The organism is Metallibacterium sp., from assembly GCF_054637675.1.
Window position 1 is genome coordinate 20,653 of the sequence record NZ_JBTSRB010000008.1, and the last position, 22,409, is coordinate 43,061.

18 protein-coding genes and 1 pseudogene are annotated in these 22,409 nt (G+C 70.6%); 7 read left to right on the forward strand and 12 right to left on the reverse strand.

The features are described from left to right. Window positions 1–15 precede the first annotated feature (15 nt). The 3 genes from ACYDAT_RS04430 to ACYDAT_RS04440 all read left to right on the forward strand — a co-directional run bounded on the left by ACYDAT_RS04430 (window position 16) and on the right by ACYDAT_RS04440 (window position 2,166). Complete coding sequence (locus tag ACYDAT_RS04430; protein WP_461448625.1) at window positions 16–807, forward strand: lysostaphin resistance A-like protein; 792 nt, start codon at window positions 16–18, stop codon at window positions 805–807. A 243-nt stretch (window positions 808–1,050) separates the two neighbouring features. Further along, window positions 1,051–1,653: an NAD(P)H:quinone oxidoreductase gene (gene wrbA, locus ACYDAT_RS04435; RefSeq protein WP_461439977.1), complete on the forward strand. Its 603-nt coding sequence runs from the start codon at window positions 1,051–1,053 to the stop codon at window positions 1,651–1,653. Window positions 1,654–1,710: 57 nt separating this feature from the next. Continuing rightward, window positions 1,711–2,166 carry a cupin domain-containing protein gene (locus tag ACYDAT_RS04440; protein WP_461448627.1) on the forward strand — a complete coding sequence of 152 codons (456 nt, stop codon included), beginning with the start codon at window positions 1,711–1,713 and terminating at the stop codon, window positions 2,164–2,166. Between the two features lie 340 nt (window positions 2,167–2,506). Here ACYDAT_RS04440 and recD read toward each other — a convergent pair whose 3' ends face one another. From recD to recC, 3 genes are read right to left on the reverse strand one after another with little or no spacing between them, the layout of a single operon-like run. Next, complete coding sequence (recD, locus tag ACYDAT_RS04445) at window positions 2,507–4,228, reverse strand: exodeoxyribonuclease V subunit alpha (RefSeq protein ID WP_461448629.1); 1,722 nt, start codon at window positions 4,226–4,228, stop codon at window positions 2,507–2,509. Next, a complete protein-coding gene (locus tag ACYDAT_RS04450) occupies window positions 4,225–7,782 on the reverse strand; it encodes a UvrD-helicase domain-containing protein (RefSeq protein WP_461448631.1) in 3,558 nt (1,185 codons plus the stop codon). The genes recD and ACYDAT_RS04450 overlap by 4 nt, the downstream gene beginning before the upstream one ends. Further along, window positions 7,775–11,137, reverse strand: coding sequence for an exodeoxyribonuclease V subunit gamma (recC, locus tag ACYDAT_RS04455; RefSeq protein WP_461448633.1), 3,363 nt, complete (start codon window positions 11,135–11,137; stop codon window positions 7,775–7,777). Before recC ends, ACYDAT_RS04450 begins: the two co-directional genes overlap by 8 nt. 150 nt (window positions 11,138–11,287) lie before the next feature. On the opposite strand from recC, the gene ACYDAT_RS04460 reads away from it, so the two are divergent. Together ACYDAT_RS04460 and ACYDAT_RS04465 are read left to right on the forward strand one after the other, a co-directional pair. After that, window positions 11,288–13,114: a dynamin family protein gene (locus ACYDAT_RS04460; protein WP_461448635.1), complete on the forward strand. Its 1,827-nt coding sequence runs from the start codon at window positions 11,288–11,290 to the stop codon at window positions 13,112–13,114. Beyond that, window positions 13,111–14,595 carry a hypothetical protein gene (locus tag ACYDAT_RS04465; protein ID WP_461448637.1) on the forward strand — a complete coding sequence of 495 codons (1,485 nt, stop codon included), beginning with the start codon at window positions 13,111–13,113 and terminating at the stop codon, window positions 14,593–14,595. The genes ACYDAT_RS04460 and ACYDAT_RS04465 overlap by 4 nt, the downstream gene beginning before the upstream one ends. A 45-nt stretch (window positions 14,596–14,640) precedes the next feature. Here ACYDAT_RS04465 and ACYDAT_RS04470 read toward each other — a convergent pair whose 3' ends face one another. Beyond that, window positions 14,641–15,315, reverse strand: coding sequence for an RBBP9/YdeN family alpha/beta hydrolase (locus tag ACYDAT_RS04470; RefSeq protein ID WP_461442228.1), 675 nt, complete (start codon window positions 15,313–15,315; stop codon window positions 14,641–14,643). Window positions 15,316–15,480: 165 nt separating this feature from the next. Here ACYDAT_RS04470 and ACYDAT_RS04475 point away from each other — a divergent pair, with 165 nt between their 5' ends. Both ACYDAT_RS04475 and ACYDAT_RS04480 read left to right on the forward strand, forming a co-directional pair. Further along, entirely contained in the window at window positions 15,481–15,753 is a 273-nt protein-coding gene (locus tag ACYDAT_RS04475) for a BrnT family toxin (RefSeq protein WP_461448639.1), read from the forward strand. Then, complete coding sequence (locus tag ACYDAT_RS04480; protein ID WP_461448641.1) at window positions 15,713–15,997, forward strand: BrnA antitoxin family protein; 285 nt, start codon at window positions 15,713–15,715, stop codon at window positions 15,995–15,997. The genes ACYDAT_RS04475 and ACYDAT_RS04480 overlap by 41 nt, the downstream gene beginning before the upstream one ends. 109 nt (window positions 15,998–16,106) lie before the next feature. Here ACYDAT_RS04480 and ACYDAT_RS04485 read toward each other — a convergent pair whose 3' ends face one another. The 8 genes and pseudogenes from ACYDAT_RS04485 to ilvC all read right to left on the reverse strand — a co-directional run bounded on the left by ACYDAT_RS04485 (window position 16,107) and on the right by ilvC (window position 22,373). Beyond that, window positions 16,107–16,304 carry a hypothetical protein gene (locus tag ACYDAT_RS04485; RefSeq protein WP_461442225.1) on the reverse strand — a complete coding sequence of 66 codons (198 nt, stop codon included), beginning with the start codon at window positions 16,302–16,304 and terminating at the stop codon, window positions 16,107–16,109. 81 nt (window positions 16,305–16,385) lie between these two features. Continuing rightward, window positions 16,386–16,601 carry a hypothetical protein gene (locus ACYDAT_RS04490; RefSeq protein ID WP_461448643.1) on the reverse strand — a complete coding sequence of 72 codons (216 nt, stop codon included), beginning with the start codon at window positions 16,599–16,601 and terminating at the stop codon, window positions 16,386–16,388. 123 nt (window positions 16,602–16,724) lie between these two features. Next, on the reverse strand, window positions 16,725–17,615 hold the full coding sequence (locus ACYDAT_RS04495; protein WP_461448645.1) for a sulfurtransferase: 891 nt from the start codon (window positions 17,613–17,615) through the stop codon (window positions 16,725–16,727). Beyond that, window positions 17,615–18,461: pseudogene (locus ACYDAT_RS04500) on the reverse strand (CoA pyrophosphatase). The gene ACYDAT_RS04495 and the pseudogene ACYDAT_RS04500 overlap by 1 nt, the downstream one beginning before the upstream one ends. 500 nt (window positions 18,462–18,961) lie before the next feature. After that, window positions 18,962–19,303, reverse strand: a complete 342-nt coding sequence (locus ACYDAT_RS04505) for a hypothetical protein (protein ID WP_461441977.1) — start codon at window positions 19,301–19,303, stop codon at window positions 18,962–18,964. A gap of 115 nt (window positions 19,304–19,418) precedes the next feature. After that, window positions 19,419–19,649, reverse strand: a complete 231-nt coding sequence (locus ACYDAT_RS04510; protein ID WP_297926314.1) for an ACT domain-containing protein — start codon at window positions 19,647–19,649, stop codon at window positions 19,419–19,421. Continuing rightward, window positions 19,646–21,328 (reverse strand): acetolactate synthase 2 catalytic subunit, encoded by a 1,683-nt coding sequence (ilvG, locus tag ACYDAT_RS04515; RefSeq protein WP_461439831.1) that lies wholly within the window; start codon window positions 21,326–21,328, stop codon window positions 19,646–19,648. The genes ACYDAT_RS04510 and ilvG overlap by 4 nt, the downstream gene beginning before the upstream one ends. A 1-nt stretch (window position 21,329) precedes the next feature. Further along, window positions 21,330–22,373 carry a ketol-acid reductoisomerase gene (ilvC, locus tag ACYDAT_RS04520; protein WP_461441979.1) on the reverse strand — a complete coding sequence of 348 codons (1,044 nt, stop codon included), beginning with the start codon at window positions 22,371–22,373 and terminating at the stop codon, window positions 21,330–21,332. Between the last annotated feature and the right edge of the window lie 36 nt (window positions 22,374–22,409).

Below are 22,409 nucleotides of genomic sequence, written 5' to 3' on the forward strand. Positions count from 1 at the left end.
ATCGGGCTACTTCACGTGAGCACAACCAGCATTCCTCTCGAATCCACCGGTGTGGACCAACCCAGCCCGGCGCGTCTCGGCCCGTGGCGCGCGCTCGCGGTGGTGACGCTGTATTTCGCGCTGCAGATCGTGATTGCGCTGCTGTGGAACCTGGGCGCGCACGTAACCGCGCACATCGAGCATCGCCCCGTCGCAGAATTGCTGGCCGCGCACGGCAGCCTGATGCTGACCGCGGTGCTGCTGCTGGCCGCGCTGCCCACGCTGCTGCTGGTGCGCCTGCGCTGGCCGACGCGCTGGCGCGCCGCGGCGCTGCCCGGCCTCGGTCTGCGCTGGCCCGGCCAGCGCTGGATTCTGGGCGGGCTGCTGCTGGCCGCGCTGCTGCTGCCACTGGTGCTGGGCCTCAACGCGGCGCTGTTCCCCAAGCAAGGCGTGACGCAATCGGTGCTGGTGATCTTCGACCAGGCGCACCTGTGGATGCGCGTGCTGCTGACGCTGATGATCGTGCTGCTGGCGCCCTTCGTCGAGGAAGTCCTGTTCCGCGGCGTGCTGCTGGCCGGCCTCAGCGAGCGCATGCGGCTGCGCTGGGCGGTGACGCTGAGCGTGCTGCTGTTCGCGCTGCTGCACCTGCCCGACACCGGCGACCACTGGCAGGTGCTGCCCGGCTTGATCGCGCTGGCGCTGGGTCTGACCTGGCTGCGCCTGCGTTCGGGATCGCTGCTGCCCGGCTACGCCGCGCACGCGCTGTACAACGCCAGCGTGCTGGCGCTGGCACTGGCGCCGCTGCTGCGCGGGCATGGGGCGGGGTAGCGACAGCACCGAAGTCGCTTGCACCTGCATACGAAACCGCAAGCCGCGGTGGACAGGTCGTCGGGACAGGACAACGCTCGAGACACTGGCGCGTGTTCGCGCGCCACGCAAACAGCCATTTCAGACCTGGAATCGTCACGCACGTATCGGCGCCGTGCGCAGCAACGCTGTGTTTCCAGAACCTGCGCCGCAAGCGCTGTCCTGCGCGGCATGCTGGCGTTCTCTTTCGCAGCGGAGCCAACCATGGCCAAAGTTCTCGTTTTGTACTACAGCACCTGGGGCCACGTGGAGCAGATGGCGGAGGCGGTGGCGCGCGGCGCGCGCGGCGTCGCCGGCGCACAAGTGACGCTCAAGCGCGTGCCCGAAACCATGCCGCCCGAAACCGCGGCCGCCATCCACGCCAAGGCCGACCAGGCCGCACCCGTCGCCAGGCCCGATGAACTGGCCGACTACGACGCCATCGTATTCGGCACGCCCACGCGCTTCGGCAACATGTGCGGGCAGATGCGCAACTTCCTTGATCAGACCGGTGCGCTGTGGCAGCAGGGCAAGCTGGTGGGCAAGATCGGCAGCGTGTTCGTCAGCACCGCCACCCAGCACGGTGGACAGGAAACCACCATCACTTCCTTCCACAGCACGCTGCTGCATCACGGCATGGTGGTGGTGGGCGTGCCCTACGCCTGCGAGGGCCTGCTGTACATGGACGAGGTCAGCGGCGGCTCGCCCTACGGCGCCAGCACGCTCAGCAAGGGCGACGGCAGCCGCATGCCGAGCAGCAACGAACTGGCGGTCGCCGAGTACCAGGGCAGACACGTGGCCGAGTTGGCCAAGCGGCTGTTCGGCTGAACCACGCGCGGCGTAACATCCATGGTGACGCATGCGGCGTCGCCACGGAGCAGCACCGTGCCCAGGATCGATGCGGCCCACGCACCCACCCGCTTCGGCACCGGCTATCCGGAGCCGTTTGACCAGCCCTGCCGCGCGCGTCAGCGCTGGCGTCTGGGCGATGCCGCCAGCCTGAGCCAGTTCGGCGTGAATCTGCTGCGCCTGCCCGCGGGCAGTTGGTCCAGCCAGCGCCACTGGCACGAAACCGAGGACGAATTCATCTACGTGCTGGAAGGCGAAGTGGTGCTGGTCAGCGACGCCGGCGAAGAGGTGCTGCACCGCGGTGACTGCGCCGGCTTTCAGGCCGGCATGGCCGACGCGCACCATTTGCAGAATCGCGGCGCGCGCGAGGCGGTGATTCTGGAGGTCGGCACGCGCAACCCGGTCGGCGACGCCGCGCACTACCCCGATATCGACCTCGATCTGCCCGGCGGTGGCGGCGGTTTCACGCATCGCGATGGCCGGGCGTATTGAGAGCCGGGAGTGGGGAGTTGGAAATCGGTAACGGGTAGCCGGTAATCGGGAGCCGGCCCTGCGTCAGAGTCATCCCCGCACTCCCACTTCTCGTCATCCACGCACAAGCGGGAAGCGTTCCCCAACAGCGTAGCGGGTCATCCAGGTGAGCTTGCGGCAAGCTTGTCTGGATCCCGGCTCGGCGCTGCGCGCCGTCTGGGATGACGAGGTCAGATGGCTGTTCGCCGTCCAGCATGACGATGTCGTATGGCCGCGCGCCGTCTGGCATGACGAGGCCAGATGGCCGCGCGCGGCCGGGATGACGAAAGCAAAATCGCAATGTGCTCGTCCCAAGTCCCGGCTAGCGGCCACGCAAACGCTCGCGCAAGCCGCCGGCGCGACGCACCGGGCGCGCCAGCGCGGCGCGCAGTGCATCCTCGCCGGCCCACAGCTCGACGCTGCGACGCGCGCGCGACAGCGCGGTGTACAGCAACTCGCGGCTGAGGATCGGGCTGTCGGCATCCGCCGGCAACAGCACCGCGACGTGGTCGTACTCGGAGCCCTGACTCTTGTGGATGGTGATCGCGCTGGCCGGCTCGTGCTCGGGCAAGTATTGCGGCGGCAGCGCGCGTGGCGCCGGCAGGCCGGCGGCGTCCTGCGCGTCGAACCACACTTCGAATCCGTCGCGGCCGTGCAAGGCCACGCCCACGTCGCCATTGGCAAGGCCCGTGTCGGCATCGTTGCGCGTGATCATCACCACGCGCCCGGGATACCAGAAGCCGGCCGGCAGCGCGTGCTGCTGACGCAGCCACGCCTCCACCGCGCGATTGATGGCGACCTGTCCGAACGGGCCGCTGCGCAAGGCGCACAGCAGTTGCGCGCGTCCCAGCAAGTGCAGCGCCTCGGCAGGGATCACGTCCGGCTGCAGCAGGCGCAGATACACATCGGCATGACGCTGCAGCCAGGCGTGCAGCGCGGCGCGCAGGCCGGCGGCATGCTGCGGTGCGCGGCGCAGGAACAGCGGCGCGGCGTCGGATGGAGATGCCGTGGCATCCGCGACGACAGCCGCATCGAGCAGCGCATCCGCGTCACCCACGCGCGCCGCCGCGAGCAGCGGCAGCAGCCCGGCCTGGGCGCGATGCGAGTGCGTCAGATGCCCAATGCAGCCCGCCAGCGCGCTGCCGGGCGTGGCCGCCGCGACGATATCGGCGAGCACGCTGCCGGCTTCCACCGAAGCAAGCTGATCGGGGTCGCCCAACAGGATCAGCAGGCTGCCCGGGCGCAGCGCTTGCAGCAGCGCGTGCATCAGGCCCAGATCGACCATCGAGGCTTCGTCCACGGCGACGATATCGGCGGGCAGCGTGGTGCCGTGCCGGTGCAGGCGTGCGCCGAGCAACCGATGCAGCGTGCTCGCGACCAGTGGCGGCATGTGCAGTTGCGTCGCCTGCCATTCGGCAGCACCGCCCAGCCGCGCGCGCACCTGCTCGAGACCCAGGCGCAGCGCCTGTTGCAGCCGCGCCGCGGCCTTGCCGGTGGGCGCGGCCAGCGCGATGCGCGGCAACCCGGGCCAGCCGCACTCGCGATGCAGGCGCAGCAGGCCCAGCAACAGCGCCAGCAGGGACGTGGTCTTGCCAGTACCCGGCCCGCCGGTGAGCACGAACAGCTTGCGCCCGAACGCCGCGGCCAGCGCGTGGCGCTGCTCGGCCGATGCCGCGCCGGGCAACAGGGTTTCCAGCGCCGCCGCCTGCCCCTGCACCGCGACGCGCGGCACCATCGCGCGTGCCTGCACCGCCGCGGCCACGGCCTGCTCGGCGGCGGCGTTGCGGCGCAGATAAAAACGCCCGGCGGCGTCCAGCACGAACGGCGCGTCGGCGACTTCGGTGCCGACCCACGGCGCGGCGCGCAAGGCCGCGAGTTGCGCGACGTCGAAGCCCTCCTCGCCCAGCCACGCGCAGGCGTGACCCGCGCGTTCGGCGCGCGCGGCGCTGGCGGCGGCGCGCGCCAGCAGTGCATCACCCGTATGCCGCAGCACCCAGGCGTGCACTGCCAGCTCGGGCGCCTGCATGTCGGTGGCGGAATTCATGCGCGCGCTCCATCGCAGAGCTCATCCAGCGCCTGCACCAGCGCCGCGTCGAAGCGATGCCGCCACACGCCAGCCTGCGGCGCCAGATCCAGCGCACGCACGAACAGGTACAACGCGGCGCCCATGTGCCGCGCGTAATCGTAGCCGCGCAGGCGCTGGCGCAGCAGGCGATGCAGCGCCAGCGTGTACAGCAGCGCCTGCAGCGGATAGTGGTGATCGCGCATCGCCGCCGCGAGCGCGACGCCCTGATAATCGTCCACGCGCGCGCCCAGCCAGTTGGTCTTGTAGTCGATCACGTGATAACGCCCTTGCCAGCAGACGATCTTGTCGATATAGCCGCCGAGCATGCCGCGCAGCGTGCCGTGGCCCAGCGCCTCGGGCAGTAGCGCGGCGGCGCCGTGCCGATGCAACAACGCGCGCAGCGCCGGCAACGGCACGGCAGCCAGCGGCAGCAGAAACTCCATCTCGGCGATTTGCGCGTCAGCAGCCAGCGCCTGCAGACACAGGCCGTCGCCGAGATCGGCACGCATGCAGGCATCGATGCGCGCGGCCAGACACGCGCGCAGCGGCGCGGCCTCGGATGCTGGCAACTGCACGCCGCTGTCGGTCAGCGCGCGCGTGATCAGCATCTGTTGCTGCGTCATCGGGACGCCCGGCGCGGCATGCTCGAACATGGCGTGCACGGCATCGCCAAAGGCCGGCCCACGCAGCGATTGCAGGGCTTCGAGCTCGACATGCGCGGCGGCCTCGGGCCAGGCCTCGGCGTCGAGATTCGGATCGACGTCATCGCCTTCATCGGCGGCGGCGCGCGGTTCGCCGGTGGCATGGCGCGTCAACGCGGTGAAACTCCATTGCTGCCATGGTTGCGCAGCGGACGGCGGCGTTTGCGCCGCGCGCGCGCGTTCGCCCGCGGCCGCGGGGCGATAGCTTGCATCGTGATCGAGCGCGGCATCGTCGACGGCGATCTGCGGCACACGGCACGGCAATGCGTGCAGGCGATCATCCAGCGCCGCGCCGGGCGCATCGGCGCTGGCGCGCTCGAGCAGCGCGGCCAACGGCGTCTGCGCGTGCGTGTTCTTGCCAGCCATCCCGATCCAGTACACCCAGCACGCCTGCTGCGCGCGCGTCAGCGCCACGTACAGCAGGCGCGCGCGCTCTTCCTGCGCCTCGCGCCTGGCAAGTTGCTGGTGTGTCGCGCGTGCAGGCGAGCCCAGATCCACGCTGAGGTGATCACCGGCATCGTGAAAGCGCAACAGATGTGGCTTGCGGCTGACACCCTCCGCGCGCCACGCCAGCGGCAGAAACACCAGCGGCCACTGCAGGCCCTTGGCGCTGGCCAGGGTGCGCAATTGCACGCGCGCACGGTCGCTGTCGATGCGTTGCTGGTGCTCATCCATGCTGCCATCGGCGTCGGCCTGCTGGCGCCGCAGCCAGGCCAGTTGCGCGTGCGCCGGAAATCCCGCCGCGGCCTGCGCCTGCAGCAACTCGCCGAGATGGCGCAAATCGGTCAGCGCACGCTCGCCGTCCTGACGCGTCAGCAGACGCGACGCAGCGTGCTCGATCAGACTCATCAGCAGCGCCAGCGGCCCCTGGCGCAGCCAGTGCTGCGTCAGCTCGGCGCTGCGCACGAGCTGCGCCTGCAGCGCGGCCGTGTCGGCATCCAGCGCCCGCAGCGCCACGGCATCCAGCCCCCACAGGTCGGTGAGCCACGCGGCGCGCAGCGCGGCGGCGCTGCCCTCGAGCAGACCGCGCAGGATCAGCGCCAGATCGTCCGCCTGCGCCGTGTCGAACACCGAAGTCTTGCCCGCGCCCGCGGCAGGCACGCCGCGCGCGGCCAGATGCTGGCGCAGCGCGGCGATCTGCCGGTGCGTGGGCAGCAACACAGCGATATCACCAGGGTCCACGCTACGCGCGCCCAGCGTGGCTTCGCCGGACGCCAGCAGGCGCGCGATATCGGCGGCGCAGGCGCGCAATGCGAAGTCATCCGCGTCGGCGAGCGTGCGCGGCGGTTCCTGGTCAGGTCGCGGCAGGCGCAGGATCAGCGGCGCGCGCGCGCGCGCGCCGGCGCGCATCAATGCCTGCGCATCAGCCTTGCCGCCGGCTTGCACGGCGCGGTAGGCGATGCCCGCGCCCATCGCGTCGCCATCGGTGTGCGCGTACAAGCCGTTGAGCGCATCGATATACGCGCGCGTCGAGCGCCAGTTCACCGCCAGCGACACGCGCGCGTCCACGCCGCGCTCGGCGCGCCGATACGTGGCGATGTCGCCGCCACGAAACGCATAAATCGCCTGCTTGGGATCGCCGACCAGCAGCAGCGTGCCGCGCGCGCGGTACAACGCATCGAAGATCGCGTACTGGTGCTGATCGGTGTCCTGGAACTCGTCGATCAGCGCGCACGGATAGCGCTCGAACAGGCGCTGCGCGAAGTTCGCGTCATCGACCACGCGCGCGTGCACGCGCTCGATCAGCGCGCCGAAGGTGAAGCCGCCGCGTTCCAGCAAACGTTGCGCCATGGCGGCGCGGCAAAATGCAATGGCCGCCGCCAGCACTTCGCCGCGCACGATGGCCGGCCACTCGCGCAGCAGTGCGGCGGCGCGCAGCCAGTCCTTGACCAGCGGTTCATCGCTCAGCGGCGCGGCTTTCGGGTTTTGTCCGTCCGCGACCAGCGCGTCGTCGAACTCCTTGACCAGCGGCTGCAAATCAGCCGACCCAACGCCCGGGTTGCGCGCGCAGGCATGCAGCGCGGCCAGCCGATTGCCGAGCCTGCTGCCCTTGCGCTTGTAACGCGTCGCATCGTTCGCCAACACGCCCAGCTCGGCGACGCGTGCGGGCGTGAGCAGCGCCGGCAGCAGCGCAGCCAGCGCCGCGCGGCCGCCGCCGTACCGATGCGGCGCGGACAGGGCGAAGTACTCGCGCAGTTCGCCGCGCAGCCCATCCGGCCCGCCCGGCACGACCAGTGCCAGCTCGTCGGCATCCACCTCGGCACGCTGGTAGCGCTGGCGCCAGAAATCGCGCAAGCATTCGTCGAGCAGCTCGTGCTCGTCGATGTGCTCGCCCGGCGTCAGATCGCCGTGACCGTCAAAAGCCAACTCGGCCAGCACGCGCGCACAGAAACCGTGCAGGGTGAGGATCGGCGCCAAGTCCATATCCTGACGCGCGCGGCGCACGCGCAGCAGCGCGGCCTGCGGTTCCAGCGGCAGATGGTCGCGCACATAACGCGCGAGGCTATCGGCGGGCTCATCGGATGCCAGCGTCAGCGCAGCGGCGCAATGCGCTTGCAGCAGTTGTTCGGCCGCGCCCAGCCGCGCGCGCAGGCGCAGGCGCAGCTCCGCCGCGGCGGCCTCGGTGAAGGTGCTCACCAGCACGCCGCGCACATCGGCCGCGGCATCGTCCGGCGCCTCCAGCAGCAGACGCAGATACAGCAGGGTGAGGGTGTACGTCTTGCCGGTGCCGGCGCTGGCCTCGATCAGCACGCGCCGCGGCGCGCGCAGCGGCAGGCGCATCCAGTCCAGCGCCTGCGGCGTGGCGTCGATCGGCGCGTCGGACCTATGCATCGGCCTGCTCCGCGTTGCATACACCCACCAGCACAGCCAGCGCGCAGGCTTGCGCCACGAAGTCCTGCCACGCCTGCGGCTCGTCGATCCAGTCGCGACCGCGCGTCAGCAGCGCGGCGTAGGCGGGCGCGTAGTCGCGCTCGCCTGTGCGCTCAAAGCCACTTTCCCATGCGCCACGCGCGCGCAGCTCGCGCAACTCTGGGCTGGACTCGGCCACGGCCCACGCGGTGGCCGGGAAATACCAGCGTCGCGCGTGCAGCACCTCGCCGCGCAGCGCGCACAGTTGCGTCACGCCGGCGCGCAGCGCTGTCGCGTCGGTGCTGACGTTGGCCGCCATCGCGTCGATGTCCGCGCTGTCGCCATGCACATGCAGCAACACGCAGCCGCCAAGCTGCGCGGCAGGCAGGGTCAGCGCCAGCGCGGCCCAGTCCAGCCACAATGGCAGGCGCACGCTGAAGTCGAGGGTCTTGCGCGTTTCCACGCGCAGCAGCCAGTGCCGATCCTCGGCATCGCGCCGTGCCGCCACGCTGCCGCTGAGCACGCTGCCGTCATCCAGCCACAACGTGCAGTCGACTTCCACGACCGGCGCACGCGCGCAGGGATGCGCGTGCAGCAAGGCCAGCGCGGCTTCGACCGACGCGCGCAGATCGCGCCAGACCAGCGCGCCGATCGCGCCCGCGGGCAGCAGGCCGCTGCGCGCCAGCCAGTCCGGCGCGTGCACGGGCAGCGCGGCATGCCCCTGCAGCAGCGCGTAGTCCAACAATTGCGCGGGCACGCGTTGACGTGGCTCAGTGCGCGGCGCCAGCGGTTCGTCCGCGCCGACATCGTCGTCGCTGTCGGGCAGCGCGATGCCCAGCATCTGCCGCGCCGTGGCCTGCGCCGGCTTGCGCAGAAACGCGCGCAGTTGCGCGAGGCTGGATGCATCCGCATCCAGCGCCGGCGCGGGCAATCCCGCGCGCGGCAGCAGCGGCGCCGCGCCGGGCGGTGCGCGGCCGGCGCCGGCGATCTCGGCGTACGCCGCTGCGAACGAGCGCAGCGCCGGATCGGGTTGCCATGTGGCATCGGCTTGCTCGAAGTACACCGCGGCGAACGGTTGCAGCGCGTGTTGCACGTACCACGGACGCGACACTTCACTACCCGTCAGACCATGCACGTCATCCAGAAACGCCAGCAGCTCGGCCAGCGGCGCGGCGGGATTGCGCGCGCTGCCCTGCGCGGCCTCCTCGGCGACATAGCTCAAATGCAGCGCGATGCGCGCGGCCATCAGCGCTTCCAGAAACAGATAGCGGTCTTCCTGTAGCGCGCTGCGATCACCCGCGCGCGGATAACGCAGGATCAGGTCCAGCGACGAGGGCGGGCTGCTGCGCGGATACGCGCCCTCGTTCAATCCCAGCACCGCGACCACGCGGTAGGGAATCGTGCGCTGCGGGACCATGCCGCAAAACGCGATGCCGTTGGCGACGAAGGGCTGGCGCGCGGGAATCTCGTCCAGCGCCGCGCGCTGCTGCGCGCTGATCACCTCCCACGCGAGGGCGCGTGCCACGCCCGCCGCGGCCAGTTCGGCTACGGGCTGCGCCGCCAGCCGGCGCAGTTGCTCGAGCGCGGCCTGCTCGGCGACATCCTCGTCATCGGCGCTGAAACACGCCTCGATGCGCTGCGCCAGCCAGGCGCTCCAGCCGGCACCGTCGTACTGCGTCCGCGCCGCGGCGCGCCAGCGCACCAGCTCATCCAGCAGTTGCGCCAACCCGGCCAGCAGCGGCAACTCGCTGCCGCTGGCGGCAAGCAGCGGCACGATCGCCTGCCCGGTCGCGGTCGCGGCGTGCAGCACACGACCCGGCTCGTCGCTGCCCAGCAGCCAGCCGGCGATGAGCCGATCCAGACCGAAGGCGAAGCTGTGCAAGTCCTCGGCCGGCGCGCCGAACGCGGGCTTCATCGCCGCGTCCAGCGCCCACGCCACGTGCGCCTCGCGCAGCCAGTGTGCCAAGCGTGCGCGCGCGGTGCCATCCAACCCGAAACGCCGCGCCAACGCCGGCACATCGAGCAAGTCCAGCACCTCGGCCAGTGTGCAGCGCGCCTGCGCCAGGCGCAGCAGTTGCCGCCATGCCGCGTACACCGCGTGCGTGGCGGCCAGCGGCACATCGGCGAGATGCCACGGCAAAGCCGCGTCGTGCCACTGCCCTGGCGTGCCGAACACCGCCGGCAGCAGCGGCGCGTAGGCCTGGATGTCGGGCGCCATGACCACGATCTGGCGCGGCTCCAGATCGGCGTGCTGCACGCGCAGCGCCAGCAGCGCATCGCGCAGGACTTCCAGCTCGCGCAGGCGGCCGTGGCAGGCGTGCACGCGCAGGCTGGAATCAAGGCGCGCATGCGCGGTCAGAGGCGCGGCAGCGACCCCGGGCGCGAGTCGGCGCAGGCTGTCCTGCACGCGTTGCAGCAACGGCGCCTGCGCATCAATGGCGTCGCTGTCGTCGGCCGCATCGCGCCAGTGCTGCGCGCTGTCGTCGGCGTTCAGGGCCATGGTGAAGTCCTGGCCGATGCGGCCGAGGCTGGCCAGCAGCGGATGGCCAATCTCGTAGTGCTGCACCGCGGCCTCGTTGCCGGCGCGCAGCAGCGCGCGCTGGCTGCGCAGGTAATCCCACAGCTCGCGGCAGGGATCGGGAAAATACACATGCACCGCGCGCGTGCGCGCCGCCAATTGCAGCGCCTGCAGCAGCACCGGCGGCAGATGGCTGACGCCAAACACATGCACCGGCTCGGCGTGCGTGTCGCGCGCCGCCGCCAACAGTTCCAGCACGCGCTGGCTGCGCTGCACGCGCGGTTGCGTTGCGCTGCCGGCGAGCAGGCGGCGCCACAATGCCGCCTGCCAGTCGGCATCGCGCGGCGTGTTGTTGCCCACGACCCAGGCCAGCAGCCAGTCGGGGCGATAAATTTGATACTCGCCGTACAGCCGCGCCAGATGTTCGGCCAGTTGCCAGCGCCGGCGCGGCGGCGCGGCGTCGAGAAAGCGCCGCAGCGCGGCATCGTCGCTGCGCGCATCGAGCAGATCGAGAATGCGCCAGCGCAGCACCTCGCGCTGCCACGCCGGGCTGCCATCACTGCCCAGCAGCGCATCGCCCAGTCGCAGCCACCATTCGCCGGGCAGCAGCAAGTGCAGATTGGCGGCGATGCCGGGGCTGCCATCACTGCCGCGCCGCTGCGCCAGCGTGCCCAGCAACCAGCGCTTCATGCCCAGGTGCGCCACCACCACGGCCTGCGGTGTCAGCACCGAGGCCGGCGGCTGCGCCGCAAGTTGCTGCGCGAGTTGGTCGGCCAGCGCTTCGAGACGGCTGGCGCGATACACATACAAACCGGGCATGCGCGTTCCTGAGGAAGATGCGTGTGGCGATCGCGCGTGCGGCGCACGCAGAATCGTGGAACCCAGGGCCTTGCCGAGACTGCAAGCAGCAGCAAGTTTACGTCGCGAGGGTCGCAAAGACTGCGATGATGCACGCCGCAGGAGGCTTTCGTGCTCAGCGACAACCAACACCGTCACCTCGCGCAAAGTCTGGCGCACATCGAGCAGACGCTGACCGACGCGTTGCTGCTGACCGCGCAAGCACGCGGCGACGAGGTGTTTCCGCGCTATCAGGCACCGCTGCCCGTGGCTGATGCCGCCGCGCTGCAGGCCGCGCTGCGACGCCTGCGCGGCAGCCTGCGGCGCTTCATGCGCGCGCAGAACATCGCCACGCCGCGCCACGGCGAGCTCGATCCGCGCTGGGCGCTGGACACGCAGATCACCCTGTTGCGCAACGTCGCGCTGGAACTGCGTCCCGCGCATCTGGCCGGCTTCGGCGCGCTGGACGAGGACGGCGCCGCCGCCTGCCGCGCGCTGGCCGCGGAAATCGGCGCCCTGCTCGAAGGCATGCAGGACGGGCTGCGCATGCAGGACAATCCTACGCAGCCGGCACCCGACGACGCGCTCGGCGCGCTGCTGCTGGAGCTGGTGCAGCGCTATCGCCTCGGCGAGTACCGCGCGCGCGTTGCCGCGCTGGCCGCACGCAGCGGGCGCGTCGAGGTGGCCGTGGTTGGTCGCGTCAGCAGCGGCAAGTCCTCGCTGCTGAATGCGCTGATCGAGCGCCCGCTGCTGCCGGTGGGCGTGGTGCCGGTCACCGCCGTCACCACGCGCCTGCTGGCTGATGCGGAACAGAGTCTGGAGCTGAGTTATCTGGATGGCCGGCGCGAGCAGCGCCCGCTGGCAGAGCTGGCGCAGCACATCAGCGAGCAGGGTAATCCCGGCAATCGCGAGCGTCTGGCCGAGGTGCGCGTCGGCCTCGGCGCGCTGCCGTGGGCGGCGCAAGCGGTGTTCACCGACACACCTGGCCTCGGCGCGCTGCAGGGCCACGCCCGCGCCGCCGCGCTGGACTATCTGCCGCGCAGCGATCTGGGCTTGTTGCTGATCGACGCCAGCGCCACGCTGACCGAGCTGGAGCGCGATCTGGCGCAAGCCGTGCTCGACAGCGGGGCAGCGCTGCGCGTGCTGCTGACCAAATCCGATCTGGTCGACAGCGCAGCCGTGCGCGAGCAGTGCGACTACCTCACCAGCCAGCTCGGCGCCGCGCTGAACACCACGGTGCAAATCGATGCGCTGAGCAGCGTGCCGGCGCGGCGCGACGCACTGCGCGCGTGGCGCGAGCGCGAACTGCAGCCGCTGCTGGCCAGCCTGCATGTGGATGCCGCCGCACGCAGCCAGACGCGCAGTTTGAATCTGGCGCGTCAGGTGTTGTCCAGCTTGCGTCTGGCCGCGCGCGAGCAAAACCCGGGTGGCACCGCGACGCTGGACAGCGCGCCGCTGCTGGCGCTGGACGCCGCCGCGCGCACGCAGCATCGCGCCATCGCCGAGTTTTCCGAACGCGCGCCCGCCGCGCTGCTGCAGCGCGCCGCGCAGGCACGCATGGATGCCGCCGCGCTGGGCACGCTGGCGGCGGACGTCGCGCACCAGTTGGCGCAGCAGACACGCACCGTGCTGGCGCCGGATGCCAGCGAGGACAACGCCGCCCTGCCCGCCTTCGACTGGCAGGCCACGCCCCTGCCCGCATCGCCGCCGCGCGCGCTGGGCGCGCTGGGCCGCGCGTGGCAACACCAGCGTCTGCAATCGATGTTCGGCCCGGCGCTGGAACAAGCCTGCCGCGCTTATGCCGCGGCGCTGCACGCCTGGCTGGAGGTCCACGTCGCCGCGCGCCAGCGCCAGTTGCGCGCCGGTCAGAGCGCCGGTGCCGCCGATCCCGCGCAACTGGCACAGGACATCGCGCGCCTCGCCGCCGCGCTGGGCAGCAGTTCACCCACGACGTCATGAGCGAGCAGCCCACCTGGTTCTGCCCCGAGTGCCACGCCGAGGTCGGCGCGCAGGACACGCGCTGCCCGCATTGCGGCGCCGATTTCGACATCTGGGCCGCGCGGCCTTACGGCGAGCGCCTGATCCTGGCCTTGCAACATCCGCTGTCCGAGGCACGCATGAGCGCGATCATCGCGCTGGGCAAGCGCGGCGATTCCGCCGCCGCGTCGGCGCTGGCGGCGTGCGCGCTGGCGCATCCCAGCGATGTGGTGCAAGCGCTGGAAATCCTGCGCGCGCTGGCGCGCATGCCGGCCGATGCACAGCGTGAGGCGGCACGCAGCGCGCTGCTGGCGCACCCGGCGCACGCCGTGCGCAGCGCGGCGCAGGCATTACCCGGCACGCACACCGACGCCGCGCAGATCGCGCGCTGGTGCCACGATCTGGCCGAGCACGCCAGCATCGAGCCGCGCATCGCCGCACTCGGCAGCGCCGCCATCCCCGGCCTGCGCGCGCTGCTGGCCGAGCCGCCCGAGGTGGTCAACGCCGCGCGATTGTTCGCGCTGCAGATGCTGGCGCGCATCGACGCGCACGCCGCGCATTCGGCGCTGCGCGAAACCCTGTACCAGCCGCCGCTGGATCGCCTTGCGCCGGTGGTGGCCGAAGCCGAGCGCGCGGTCAAATCCGCGGCGTTGACGGCACTGGCCGCGCGCGATTATCCCGAGCGCGCCGACGACATCGCATGGGCGTTCAACGTCGCGCGTCTGCCCGCGGCCACGCACTGCGCCGGTACGCAGCGCGTGCATGCGCTGGCGCCGGCACTGGCGCGCGCGCTGGATGACGATGTACTGGGCGCGCCCGCGGCTACTGCGCTGCTGGCCATGCCCGAGGTGCTGGACGATGCGCTGCGCGCGCCGCTGGCCGACTGGCTGCAGCGCGACACCGCACGCGCACGGCTGGGCGCGGTGCGTGCGTTGCTGTGTCTGGCGCAGGCGCGGCGATGCCCGCAGCCCGCGGCGTGGCAGCAAGCCTGGCGCGAGACACATCCCGCGCTGCGCGCCGCCGCCGCCTGCGTGGCCTGGGCGCAACGGCCACGCACCGCGCTGATTCCCGCGCTGCTGCACGGCGCGGTGCTGCCCGAAGCCGATCTTGCGCAAGCCTGTCGCGACGTGCTCGCCGCGCACGCCGCGTGGCCGCTGCGCACGCTGCGCGTCGGCAATGCGCTGGCGCGCGGCGTGCCCGATATCTACGGCGACCACCACGCGCTGCCGCGCGGCACGCTGGCGTGGCTGGGCGCGGCGCTGATCACCCACGCCGCGCACGCGCGACCGTCGCGCCTGCCGCGCATGGACATCTTGCTGCTGCGCGCCGGCCTCGGCGCCGACATCACCCTCACCCCCGCGCAGCGCGCGCAATTGGCGCGGTACCCCGACGCCGAACTGCGCGCCGCGCTGCGTCAGCGGCAGCGCAGCGCGCGCTGGTGGCAGCGGCGTGCGCGGCGTTGAGTGCGGCGTCGCGCGCTAGCGCAAAACCCGCTTTCCCCGCACCGCTCAGCCCTGCACGCGGGCGCAGAATTCCAGCAGCATGCGTTCGCCCTCAGGCCACGGACCGAAGCCGGCGTCGGCGTTGATGTGTCCGGCCTCGTCCACCCAGGCGATGTCGCTGCCCCAGGCGGAACTGAACGCAGCGGCCCGCGTCACGGAACAGTACGGGTCGTTGCGACTGGCCACGACCCGCGACGGAAAGTGCAGCCGGTGCATCGGCATGGGCATGAAACCCGTCGTGCCCGGCGGATAACTGGGCGCATCGACATCGCTCGGGGCGACCAGGAAAGCGCCCGCGATCGCGCCGCGATGGGCCGCGCACGCCCAGTGCGCAACCAGCGCGCAGCCCAGGCTGTGCGCGACAAGAACCGGCGGGTGCCGGCACGCGGCGATGTTCAGACGCAGCGTTTCCACCCACTCCGCGCGATCCGGCGTCGCCCAATCGCGCTGCAGCACCCGCTTCCATTCCGCATGCCTGGCCTCCCACTGCGTTTGCCAGTGCTGCGGGCCGGAGTTCCACAGGCCGGGAAGAATAAGCACGTACATGAGCAGCCCCTTGGCTCGACCGCAGCCGCGACGTGCGGCGCGCGCAGTGTGCCACTGGGAAACCTGCAACAAGCACTGGGGCTTGCTTGTGCGGCAAGCCATCCCCGGCTTGGCGAAGATCGGAACGTTGTTCAAACCTGGCCCCGACACGCGCTGCGGTTCGCGTTACAGCGCGTTACATGACGCGCTTGGCGAAATCGTAAATGCGCCGGCGCGTCGCGAGTCGGGAAATCTGCGCATCAAGAGCCCGGGTTGACTGGGCTTGCGCAGCGCACTTCATGCATATACATTAAATCGCGGATGAGCCACGACCCGGCCAAGCGTCAAGAGAACCTGCGCAAGCACAAGATCGATCTGCCCGATTGCATGGCGGCTTTTGACGGCCCCATGCCCACCCGCGAAGACGACCGCGAAGCCTACGCAGAGCAACGACTGGTGAGTCTGGGATGGACCCACGGGCGTGTCGTTGTCGTGGTGTGGACCGACCGCGAGGATGGTCCGCGATTGATTTCCTGCCGAGTAGCCACAGCCCATGAACGAGAAGCGTACTTCCGCGCGCACCCGCAAGCCTGACGTGCCCTACGACCGCGCCAGCAAGGCAGCAACCCTGGCCTATTGGGCTGACGCCACCGCCCACGAGGGCCTGGCCGAGTTGCGTGCCAAGCGCGGACGACCCGCCAAGACAGCCGCAGATCGCAAAGAGCAGATTGCGCTGCGCGTGGACAAGGAAGTACTGGCCTGGTATCGCGCGCAGGGCAGCGGCTGGCAGACCCGCATGAACGCTGTCCTGAAAGCTTTTCGGGATGCGACGTTGTAGCTGGGCACGCAGCGCCGTCATCGCCGATGTGATTCAGCCCCGCATTGGCGAGGCCACAGTGCAGCGGCGGCGCGCAGGCAAGTAGAGCGCGGGCGCGTTGAGACAGGTTTTAGGCCGCCGCGCGGTGACGCGAGGAAGTCGGGCCGTTGCCCAACAGGGTCCGATGCACGCGGTACAACCTGCGCACGCCCATGGCCGCGAACACCGCACCTGCAACAAGCACTGCTTCCAGGAACAGGCTGGAACCGCCCAGGCCGAGCGAGCGATCGAACAGCGCGAACGCGATCCCCGTGAACGTGAGCAACACGGTACCGACAATCAGAAGCAAGGCCGATTCGAGAACGTAAATGGGTGACACCACTTTGCGGTTGTAGGGCAGTAACCGACTTCATGGGAGGTCGTCGAGTGGCTGGTTCTTGCCCGCCTTGAAGTCAGCCAGCGCTTCCGCGGCCAGGGCCTCGAGAACATGTTCTGACTTGGCGAACAGCCGCGACCTGCGCTGCTCGGAAGCAATTTCCTCGAGCGGGATCGCGGCAAGAATGTCTTGCTCGTCGAGCGGAAGCTTCGTGGCCTCTGCCACAGCGGATGTGAGTGCCTGGGTCATGTTCTATACCTCCCCTGATTCGCACCGAAGCAACTGCAAATCAGCATACCGCAAGCACCGAGTAGCGTTCGGCGCGCCGGTTTCACCACGCAAGGCCGGCTTGTTGTGTCGCCGACGGCAACCTCACCCCTTCGCCACCGGCCGCTTGGGATCGCTGACCCAGCCGCTCCACGAGGGCGCGTACAGGCGCGAGCCGCGCAGGCCGGCGTGCTCCATGGCCAGCAGGTTGTGGCAGGCGGAGACGCCGGAGCCGCAGGAATGCACCACGCTGGCCGACGTGGCCGCGCCGAGCAGCGCCAGCCATTCGGCGCGCAGTTGATCAGCGGGTTTGAAGCGGCCGTCGGCCTGCAGATTCTGCGCATAGGGACGGTTGCCGGCGCCGGGAATGTGGCCCGCCACCGGGTCGAGGGGCTCGACCTCGCCGCGATAGCGCTCGGGGGCGCGCGCGTCGATCAGGCACACGCTGCCCGCAGCCAGTTGCCGTTGCAGCGCATCGGTGTAGACGATGGCGGCGGCGTCGAAGTCCTGACCCGACGCGGCAGCGTCAAAATGTCGGCCCGATGCTGCGGCATCCGAGAACACGGCGCCGGGCGCATCGCCCGATGCCTGCGGCAGGCCCGCCGCGACCCACGCCTGCCAGCCGCCATCGAGCACCGCCGCGGGCTGGCCGAGCGTGCGCAGCATCCACCACAGGCGCGCGGCGCCAATCGCGCCGGCGTGGCCGTCGTAGGCCACCACCGGCAGGCCGCGGCGCCAGCCCCAGCGCAGCAGCGTGGCGCGAAACGCGGCGGCGGACGGCAGCGGATGCCGGCCCAGGCCCTGCGCCGTGCGCGACTGATCGGACAGGTCGCGATCGAGATTCGCGTACACCGCGCCGGGCACGTGAGCGGCGCGATACGCGCGCGCGCCGGCCTCGACATCGGCCAGCTCGAAGCGGCAATCGACCACCAGCACCGCGCCCGCGGGCAAGGCCGCCAGCGTGGCGGCATCAATCAAGGTTTCGGGAATCGTCATCACGTCCTCATGCGCGCCAGCAGGTTGACCAGAATGCCGGCGGTGGCACCCCAGATCAGGTGGCCCGCGGGCTTGAACTCGTAAATGGTGCGCGCGCGACCGCGATAGTCGACTTGGCGCGTGTGCAGATTCAGCGGATCGCTGAGCCAGGCCAGCGGGATCTCGAACACCTCGGCCACCTCATCGGGATTGGGCCGTGCCACGAAATCACCGGCGATGCGCGCCACCACCGGCGTCACGCTGTAGCCGCTGATGGTGTCGAAGCAATCCAGATAACCCAGCGGCTCGGCACTGGCGGCGTGCAGGCCGATTTCCTCGGCGCTCTCGCGCAGCGCGGTGGCCAGCGCGTCGCGGTCGTCGGCATCGCTGCGCCCACCGGGAAAACTTACCTGCCCGGCGTGCTGGCGCAGGCCGGCGACACGGCGCGTGAACAGCACGTTGAGGCCTTCGGCGCGCGCGCACAGCGGCACCAGCACGGCGGCCGGGGCCAGCACGGCAGCGCCGATCACGTCGCTGAGTTGGGCGCGGTTCCAGCCCGGTGCCCGCGGTGGCGCATGCAGTGGATGCAGCGCCGCGCGCAGAAGCGACTGCGGCGCGCACAACTCGGCGTCCAGCGTGCAGGCGGACTCGGGCGCGCGCAGTGCGGCGGCGTCAGGCGCGGACATGGCGAATCCGGCGCAGCGGCAGCACCTCGCGCATCAGGCGCAGGCGCTCGTGTTCATCGAGGCGCGACCACGCCGCGATCTCGCCCAAGGTGCGCCGGCAACCCATGCACAGGTTGTCGCGATCGAGGCGACACACGCCGATGCACGGCGTCGAGGTAACGGGCAGCGTTTCCACGGACATTCGTGCAGTCTAGTCCCGGCGCGCGGCGCGCACCTTGCCAGGGGCTGACGCACGATCGCGCTGCGCTTGCACTGGTCTTCGCGGTGGATTTTGGCTTGGCTTGACTTGGCGTTGATGCCGGCGCGTTTGAACGGCGCGCACGCTTTCCCCACTCACTGCGGAAGGGTGACACGCAGCGACGAGTGAAGATGCGCTCTTGCATCGTCGCGTGTAGTGCATGAACGATGGTTCTTGCATTGGGCTTGGCGAGGTTGCTCTGTTCCGTGCAGCTGCCGCCGCACACCGCACGTGAGCGATTGTTCTTGCGTGGAGCCTCGCAAGGTTCCCTTGTTCCGTGCCGCTGCCGCGGCGCGGGCTACTTTCCTTTCGGGGAAAGTAGCCAAAGCCATCCACGCGGCGGCCTGCGCCGTGCTGCGCACGGTGCCCTGTGCTGCTCGGCGCTGGCCAACGCTACGAACGTCAAAGGCAACGTCAAAGGCAACAGCGCGTGCTCTTGATCTTCAATCCCCCTTCGGCAGCGGCGGGACTGCGCGGGAAAAGCACGAAGTGTGAGCGCGAGGGGTGAGGCAGCTCAAGCTGCCGAACACCCGCATCGGGATGTTGCGGGCCGGGCGATCCGGCCCGTGCAGGATGCACAGGCCGAGATCGCGCTCACGCGCCGCAGGCCAGGGATGGCCATCGGCGCGCCCCGCGCAGGCACGCGCACCCGCGCAGCGGGCGCTGCCGTCGGGGTCGGCTTTCTTTGCTTCCTTTCTTTGCCGATCAAAGAAAGGAACCCGCGCCGCGGCAGCGGCACGGAACAAGGGAACCTCGCCAAGCCCAAGGCAGGAGCGGTCGTTCATGCACGGCGTGCAATCGCGCAAGCGCGAACCATCACCCATCGCCCACTCCCGCGTGGAGAGGGGAAACAAGCAAGTGATCATGCGCACGCCACGCGGCCGCGCAGGGACAGTCGCCTCAGCCCGCTGCGAGGCTCACCTCGCGCACCTCGTGCAGGCGCTCAAGCTGGCGCCGCAGCAGCTCGGCGTCGCGCGTGCCCTCGAGCGTCAGCGTCACCGTGCACACGGCGCCGGCACCCACCTCGGCGCGCAGTTGCAGCACGTGGAAGCCGCGGCGTTCGGCGGTGCCCAGCAGGCGCTGCAGCGCGCCCTCGACATCCAGCAGGGTGACGTGCAGGCGCTGGATCATGCGGCGGAATCCATCATTTCACCGTTGGACTTGCCCGGCGGCACCAGCGGCCAGACGTTGGCGCGCGGGTCGATGCGCACGTGGCACAGGATCGGGCCGCGCGCGGCGAGCAGGCGCTGGATCGCGCCGGGCACCTGCGCGCGCGTGTCGATGCCGAAGGCCTCGATGCCGAAGGCCTGCGCCAGCGCCACGAAGTCGGGGTTGTCGGACAGATCGACCTCGCTGTAGCGCTCCTCGAAAAACAGTTCCTGCCACTGCCGCACCATGCCCAGACAGGCGTTGTCGAGCAGCACGATCTTCACCGGGATGCCGTAGCGGCGCGCGGTGGCCAGCTCCTGGATGTTCATCATGATCGAGCCGTCGCCGGTCACGCAGATCACGCGCGCCTCGGGCTGGGCCAACTGCGCGCCCAGCGCCGCGGGCAGTCCGTAGCCCATGGCGCCGAGGCCACCGCTGGTCAGGTGCGCGTGCGGTGAATGGATGTGCCAGTGCTGCGCCACCCACATCTGGTGCTGGCCGACATCGCAACTGACGATGGCCTGATCGCCTGCGGCCAGTGAAAGATCGCGCAGCAGCGCCGGCGCGTAGATGTCGGCGCCCGGCGCATCGTAGCGGTTGGCGTACAGCGCGCGCAGCGCCGCGCAGTGCTCGCGCCACGGCGCGATCGGCAGCGGCTGCGCCAGTGCCGCCAGCGCCAGCGGCATGGAGCCGGCCAGTGCGATCTGCGCGCTGCGCAGCTTGCCGATCTCGGCGGCATCGACGTCGATGTGCACCACGCGCGCACCGGGCGCGAAGGTATCCAGCTTGCCGGTGGCGCGATCATCGAAACGCGCGCCGACCACCAGCAGCAGATCGCAGGACTGCACCGCGTGATTGGCCGCCGGGCTGCCGTGCATGCCGAGCATGCCGAGGTGTCCGGGCGCATCGGGATCGATCGCGCCCAGCCCCTTGAGCGTGCATACCGAGGGTATGCCGGTGGTGGCCGCGAAGGCGCGCAACGCGGCCTCGGCGCGCGCCATGCCAACGCCGCCGCCGACATACAGCAACGGGCGCTCGCTGTGCGTCAACAGCGCGTGCGCGGCGGCCAGCGCGGCGGCGTTTGGGGCCAGCGGCACGAGTGCGGGATGCGGCTGCGCCGCGCGCGCGGCCGCGCGCGCCAGCGCGATGTCCTTGGGCAGATCGATCAGCACCGGTCCCGGCCGCCCGCTGCGCGCGATGGCGCAGGCCTGGTGCACGGTCGCGGCCACGTCCTCGGCGCGGCGCACGATGAAGCTGTGCTTCACCACCGGCAGGCTCATGCCGAAGATATCGACTTCCTGGAACGCGTCGGTGCCCATCAGCCCGCTGGCGACCTGCCCGGTGATGGCCAGCATCGGCACCGAATCCAGATACGCGTTGGCGATGCCGGTGAGCAGGTTGGTCGCGCCCGGGCCCGAGGTGGCCAGACACACGCCGATGCGTCCGCTGGCGCGGGCGTAGCCGTCGGCGGCCAGTGCCGCGCCCTGCTCGTGGCGCACCAGAATGTGGCGCAGTTTGCTGTCCACCAGCGCGTCGTACACCGGCATGATGGCGCCGCCGGGATAGCCGAAGAGGATGTCGATGCCTTCGGCTTCCAGCGCCGCCACCAGCCACTGCGCGCCGCTGCGCACGGTGCTCTGGATTGCTCCGGTATCGGCCATCTCAACCCCCGGTGCCGGTGCTCTTGATGGGGCTTCTGGGCGCGCGCTTCGCCACTGGCTTGGGCGCTTGCAGCCAGCCCATTTGCGCGCGCAGCGCGGCGCCGACTTTCTCGATCGGATGATCCAGATCGCGCTGCTTGAGCGCGCGATAGTGGGGATTGCCGGCGGCGTACTCGGCCACCCACTCGCGCGCGAAGCGGCCGTCCTGGATCTCGGCCAGCACCTCGCGCATGCGCGCGCGGGTCTCGCTGTTGATCACGCGCGGACCGCGGGTCAGATCGCCGTACTGCGCGGTTTCCGAAACGTACTTGTGCATTTGCGCGAGGCCGCCCTCGTACAGCAGATCGACGATGAGTTTCAGCTCGTGCATGCACTCGTAATACGCCACCTCGGGCTGGTAGCCGGCCTCGACCAGGGTCTCGAAGCCCTGCACGACGAGTTCGGTGGCGCCGCCGCACAACACCGCCTGCTCGCCGAACAAATCGGTTTCGGTTTCCTCGCGAAACGAGGTTTCGATGAGCTGCGTGCGCGCGCCACCGATGCCGGCCGCGTAGGCCAGCACGCGCTGCCGCGCGTGGCCGCTGGCGTCCTGTTGCACCGCGAACAGGCACGGCACGCCGGCACCGCGTTCGAATTCGCGGCGCACCAGCGCGCCGGGGCCTTTCGGCGCGACCAGGATCACGTCGATATCGGCGCGCGGCTCGATCATGCCGTAGTGCACGTTGAGCCCGTGCGCGAACAGCAACGCGCCGTGGCGGCGCAGATGTGGGGCGATGGCCTCGCGGTACAACTGCGGCTGCACCATGTCCGGGGTGAGCACGGCGACCAGATCGCTGCTGCCGACCACCTCGGCCGGCGCGGCGACCGCGAAACCATCGGCGCGCGCCTGCGCCGTGGTGGCGCCGCCGGGGCGCAGGCCGATGCGCACATCGAGCCCGGAATCGCGCAGATTGAGCGCGTGCGCGCGGCCTTGACTGCCGTAGCCGAGCACGCCGATGCGCTGGCTCTTCAGGGCGTCGATGTTGGCTTCCTGGGTGGGGTTCATGGTGCGTGTCTCCGTTGGAAAGTGGGGCGGAAAGGG